Source organism: Fusibacter sp., from assembly GCF_057447755.1.
In genome coordinates this window covers 1-4,024 of the sequence record NZ_JBVBZF010000316.1, presented here as the reverse complement: position 1 = coordinate 4,024, position 4,024 = coordinate 1, and the positions used below count along the sequence as shown (strand labels likewise).

At 37.4% G+C, this 4,024-nt stretch carries 8 protein-coding genes; all 8 read right to left on the bottom strand.

The window, feature by feature from the left end; all coding sequences use genetic code 11:
- Positions 1-56 precede the first annotated feature (56 nt).
- Entirely contained in the window at positions 57-629 is a 573-nt protein-coding gene (gene rbr / locus AC220I_RS19295) for a rubrerythrin (protein ID WP_486725494.1), read from the bottom strand.
- A gap of 49 nt (positions 630-678) precedes the next feature.
- Positions 679-1,185: a ferritin gene (locus AC220I_RS19290; protein WP_486725493.1), complete on the bottom strand. Its 507-nt coding sequence runs from the start codon at positions 1,183-1,185 to the stop codon at positions 679-681.
- A gap of 93 nt (positions 1,186-1,278) precedes the next feature.
- Entirely contained in the window at positions 1,279-1,656 is a 378-nt protein-coding gene (locus AC220I_RS19285; protein ID WP_486725492.1) for a desulfoferrodoxin, read from the bottom strand.
- A gap of 14 nt (positions 1,657-1,670) precedes the next feature.
- The gene (locus tag AC220I_RS19280) at positions 1,671-2,084 is read right to left on the bottom strand and encodes a Fur family transcriptional regulator (protein WP_486725491.1); all 414 of its coding nucleotides are present in this window, start codon (positions 2,082-2,084) and stop codon (positions 1,671-1,673) included.
- A 24-nt stretch (positions 2,085-2,108) separates the two neighbouring features.
- Positions 2,109-2,270 carry a rubredoxin gene (rd, locus tag AC220I_RS19275; protein WP_486725495.1) on the bottom strand — a complete coding sequence of 54 codons (162 nt, stop codon included), beginning with the start codon at positions 2,268-2,270 and terminating at the stop codon, positions 2,109-2,111.
- A gap of 17 nt (positions 2,271-2,287) precedes the next feature.
- On the bottom strand, positions 2,288-2,461 hold the full coding sequence (locus AC220I_RS19270; RefSeq protein ID WP_486725490.1) for an HTH domain-containing protein: 174 nt from the start codon (positions 2,459-2,461) through the stop codon (positions 2,288-2,290).
- Positions 2,462-2,721: 260 nt separating this feature from the next.
- On the bottom strand, positions 2,722-3,456 hold the full coding sequence (locus AC220I_RS19265; protein ID WP_486725489.1) for a Yip1 family protein: 735 nt from the start codon (positions 3,454-3,456) through the stop codon (positions 2,722-2,724).
- Positions 3,457-3,580: 124 nt separating this feature from the next.
- On the bottom strand, positions 3,581-4,024 hold a 444-nt coding region (locus AC220I_RS19260), incomplete at its 5' end, for an ABC transporter permease (protein ID WP_486725488.1).

Genomic DNA, 4,024 nt, shown 5'->3' with positions numbered 1-4,024 from the left:
CTAAAAAAGCCTCTGATATTTTTACCAAAGGCTTATTTGCATTCATTAAAATGATTTTAGTAATTCGTTTCTTTTAATTCGAAATGCGCTTGCGGATGTAAGCAGGTTGGACAAGTTTGTGGTGCTTCTGTCCCTTCATGTACATAACCACATTTATCACACTTCCATCTAACAGATTCCTCTTTTTTGAAAACAGTGCCGTTTTCGATATTAGCAGCAAGCTTGTTGTATCTGTTCTCATGCTCGATCTCTGCTTTTGCAATGAACTCGAATGCCGCTGCAACTTTAGGGAAGCCCTCTTCTTTAGCAATTTTAGCGAACTCAGGATATAAAGTTGTCCACTCTTCATTTTCACCCATAGCAGCTGCTTTTAAGTTCTCTAAAGTTGTGCCCACTTTACCTGCTGGATAAGTAGCTGTGATTTCTAAATCGCCACCTTCTAAGAAGCTGAAGAATCTTGCTGCATGAACTCTTTCATTATCAGCTGTTTCTAAGAATAACTTTGCAATTTGCTTATAGCCCTCTTTGTCTGCTTGGCTTGCAAACATCGTGTATCTGTTCCTAGCTTGTGATTCACCTGCAAATGCTTTTAATAAGTTTTGCTCTGTTTTAGTTCCTTTAATAGACATTGTTTACCTCCCTATACTTCCTTTAATAAATTATCCTCACAACACCACTTTAGATCACTGGTGGTGTAAATACTCTTGTTCCAAGTTCACGGTCAAGCATCAGCATACCATGACCTTCGCCATTAATTAATTTTAACTCATTGATAATTTTTTCAGCACTGCTTTCCTCTTCAACTTGCTCATCGATAAACCAAACCATAAGGTTACGAGTCGGTCTGTCCTTTTCAGTTTCTGCGATATCTGCAATGTTGTTTAAGAGTGATGTTACATGTCTCTCATGCTCTAAAGTATGTTCAAAGACTTCGATGACATTGTTCCAAACGAACTGAGGTTTTTCTATGGCTTCAAGTTCTACTCTTCCGCCTCTCTCGTTCAAGAAAGTAAAAAATCTTAATGCGTGAAACTGTTCCTCTTCAAATTGGACACGCATCCAAGAAGCAAATCCCGGTAAATTAATGCTCTCTAAATAAGCTGACATCGAAAGATATAAGTATGCAGAATACATTTCAGCATTTATTTGTTGGTTAATTACTTTTTCCAATTTTTCATTAATCATGTATAGCCTCCTTTTCATCTAATTTCTTTTAAACTTTATTTAGTAAACAAGAGTTCAGTACCAGGTACCAAACTCTTATCATTTAATGATCATCTATAATTCGTTTTTCCAAAGACCATGGAGATTACAATATTCTCTAGCTTTAATTGCTTTCTCGTCTGTTTTGAAAATAGCGACTGGTTCGTCACCAGGATTTAAAAATGTAATTAAAGTTTCAGTCTCTGTGATTAATTCAATCCACTCAATATAGTGTTCTTCCTTCATCGGATGAAGTGTAGAGCCTACAGTTACTTTATAACCACCTGAAATATTTTCAATAACTGGTACATGCTTTTCAGTAGCTGAGTCAGCTGACTTTTCTTCTAAAAGGTTCATCTCTTGGTTACAGCAAACTAGTGTGCCGCCTCCAACATGAGCTACTTCTACGATGTTACCACAAACGCCACATTTATATACGTCTAATCTTTTCATGCTTTCAATACCTCCTAGGATCCATGTTTACAGTTTTTACAGATTCCATAGTAGAACATTTGCTTTTCTTTAATTTCAAACCCCTCAAGAGCTTCTAGTTTGACCTCATCCATCTTTACGTCAAAATCATATACCGAGTGACAGACCTGGCATTTAAAATGTCCGTGATGACCTGTATCAGCGTCAAATCTAGTTTCATTCTCATCAATGGTGATCACCATTGCTATTTCCTTCTCTATAAAAGTCTTGAGTGTGTTGTAAACTGTTGTTTTAGATAGAGTTGGAATGTCACCACTTAAGGCATTGTAGATATTTTCAACCGTAGGATGTTCAATGGTATTCATTAAGTACTCATAGATTTTTACTCTTTGATAAGAGGGTTTAATCCCATGAGCCTTTAAGAAATCACCTACATTTTCAACATACATACATTCACCAACTTTTTAATAATATTATTTTACAGGTTCAAACATATCCTTGCCTACGCCACAAAGTGGGCAAACCCAATCTTCAGGAATATCTTCAAAAGTTGTACCTGGTGCAATACCACCATCTGGATCGCCAATTTCAGGATCGTAAATATAACCACATGCTACACATTCGTATTTCATAATTTTCTCCTCCAAAATAATTATTTTGCTGAATAAAAACATCTCTTAGGAGAATATATCTCCTCTGATTTCTTGAGCGCTTTGATTGCCTTATCCACATCATCTTTGGATACGCCTAGCTTTTCAGCAATTTCACCAGGCCTTAAAGGCTCATTCTCTTTCAAAAGTGTGACAATTTGAGCTTCTAAAGACATCGTATCACTCCTTTTTCAATTTTGTAATGATTACAAACTGATAATATCACAACTCCTATTATCTGTCAATAAGTTGTTAATATTCGTATAAGCAAATTTCTAATGCGAAATCTAATTCACTCCACTTATACCCCAACTGATAGGCATCTTAAACTCTATATTTCAAAATAAATATTTTTATTTTGATTTTCCTTAAGAGTCATGCTTTTCCTTGCAAGGTGGTCATAACACATGAGATTAATAGACTTAGCGCCACCTTACTATCTACCAAGATTCGGGACTATTTGAAGTGCCAAACCAAGAAGTGTTAGCACTATTACCACCGTACTTGCCTTCTTTAAGGTGATGGACTCGATGGTTTTTACTGCAAGAATCATAAGGCCGATTTTCCAAAGATTAAAAAGATCAAAGGTAGACAAAATGGCATAAATCGGTTTTCCCACCTGGCTGGCATCTAATAAAACTGCAGGTGAAAAGGTTAAGATGTCTATATTCAATACTAGTCCGACTAAACCCGCAAGTGCTGATCCCAAAAGTGGGATAAAGTAAATATAGAGGGTTGCACTGAATATTTTTTTAATAGAACCCTCTCCACCAAAGAAAGTCGATACACCATGTGTAATCAATGCGCCAATAATTGCACCAATTGCTACCCCAAGACCTGAGCCCAAAACGGTGAACGTTGCGATTTTCTGACTTAAGGCTGTAAAGCCATCCAGTGGCACTTGTCCACCTTGTTTTAAGGTCGCATCAATCATAGCCTGTCTTTGCAGCTCCATGATAAAATCAAAATTCAAAAATGAAACTGCACTTGTAAGGACTGCAATGATTAGTAGTGGCAATAAGACTTTAGGGTATCTATTGATATCTTCGAGGGTCTCTTGTGGTTTTGAAAAAATACCCATAATTCTCTGAAAATGATTTAAGCTAGGGTGACTCGCTGTAGATTCTTCAATGATTAGTGTTTCTGGATCGTGATTATTAAATTCACTCATTTGTTGCCTCCTCATATTTTGAATTGGGTTGACCTTGAATCGATATTACTTCTTATTTCAAGTCTTTTTCCTTCTGTACATGCACATCGCTTCTCTTCATTATCATTCATATAATATAGTACACTTATTCATATCGAAGCGCATCTATTGGATCCAGTTTTGCAGCTTGGTTGGCAGGATAGAGTCCAAAGAAGATGCCCACACCTGCTGAGAACAGCCATGCGATTAAGACGGCATTCATTGGTACTACTGGTGGTAGATTAAGCCTGCTCGCTACAATCATAGCAACGCCTGCCCCAATGAGGGTCCCAATTATACCACCAATAAGTGAAATAATAACCGCCTCCACTAGGAACTGCATGAGGATGTCTTTTCTTCTTGCGCCAAGTGCCTTTCGGATACCGATTTCTCGTGTTCTCTCTGTGACAGAAACCAGCATGATGTTCATTACACCAATACCGCCTACCAATAAAGAGATTGCCGCAATGGCACTGATAATCCCCGTTAAAACACCTGTCACGGTATTGACCACCGCCATCTCACTTTCCGCACTATACAATCTGTATAT

What these genes read in the sequence shown, in the direction of transcription:
- rbr (WP_486725494.1), bottom strand. Translation starts at nt 629, where the DNA reads ATGTCTATTAAAGGAACTAAAACAGAGCAAAACTTATTAAAAGCATTT.
- AC220I_RS19290 (WP_486725493.1), bottom strand. Translation starts at nt 1,185, where the DNA reads ATGATTAATGAAAAATTGGAAAAAGTAATTAACCAACAAATAAATGCT.
- AC220I_RS19285 (WP_486725492.1), bottom strand. Translation starts at nt 1,656, where the DNA reads ATGAAAAGATTAGACGTATATAAATGTGGCGTTTGTGGTAACATCGTA.
- AC220I_RS19280 (WP_486725491.1), bottom strand. Translation starts at nt 2,084, where the DNA reads ATGTATGTTGAAAATGTAGGTGATTTCTTAAAGGCTCATGGGATTAAA.
- AC220I_RS19270 (WP_486725490.1), bottom strand. Translation starts at nt 2,461, where the DNA reads ATGTCTTTAGAAGCTCAAATTGTCACACTTTTGAAAGAGAATGAGCCT.
- AC220I_RS19265 (WP_486725489.1), bottom strand. Translation starts at nt 3,456, where the DNA reads ATGAGTGAATTTAATAATCACGATCCAGAAACACTAATCATTGAAGAA.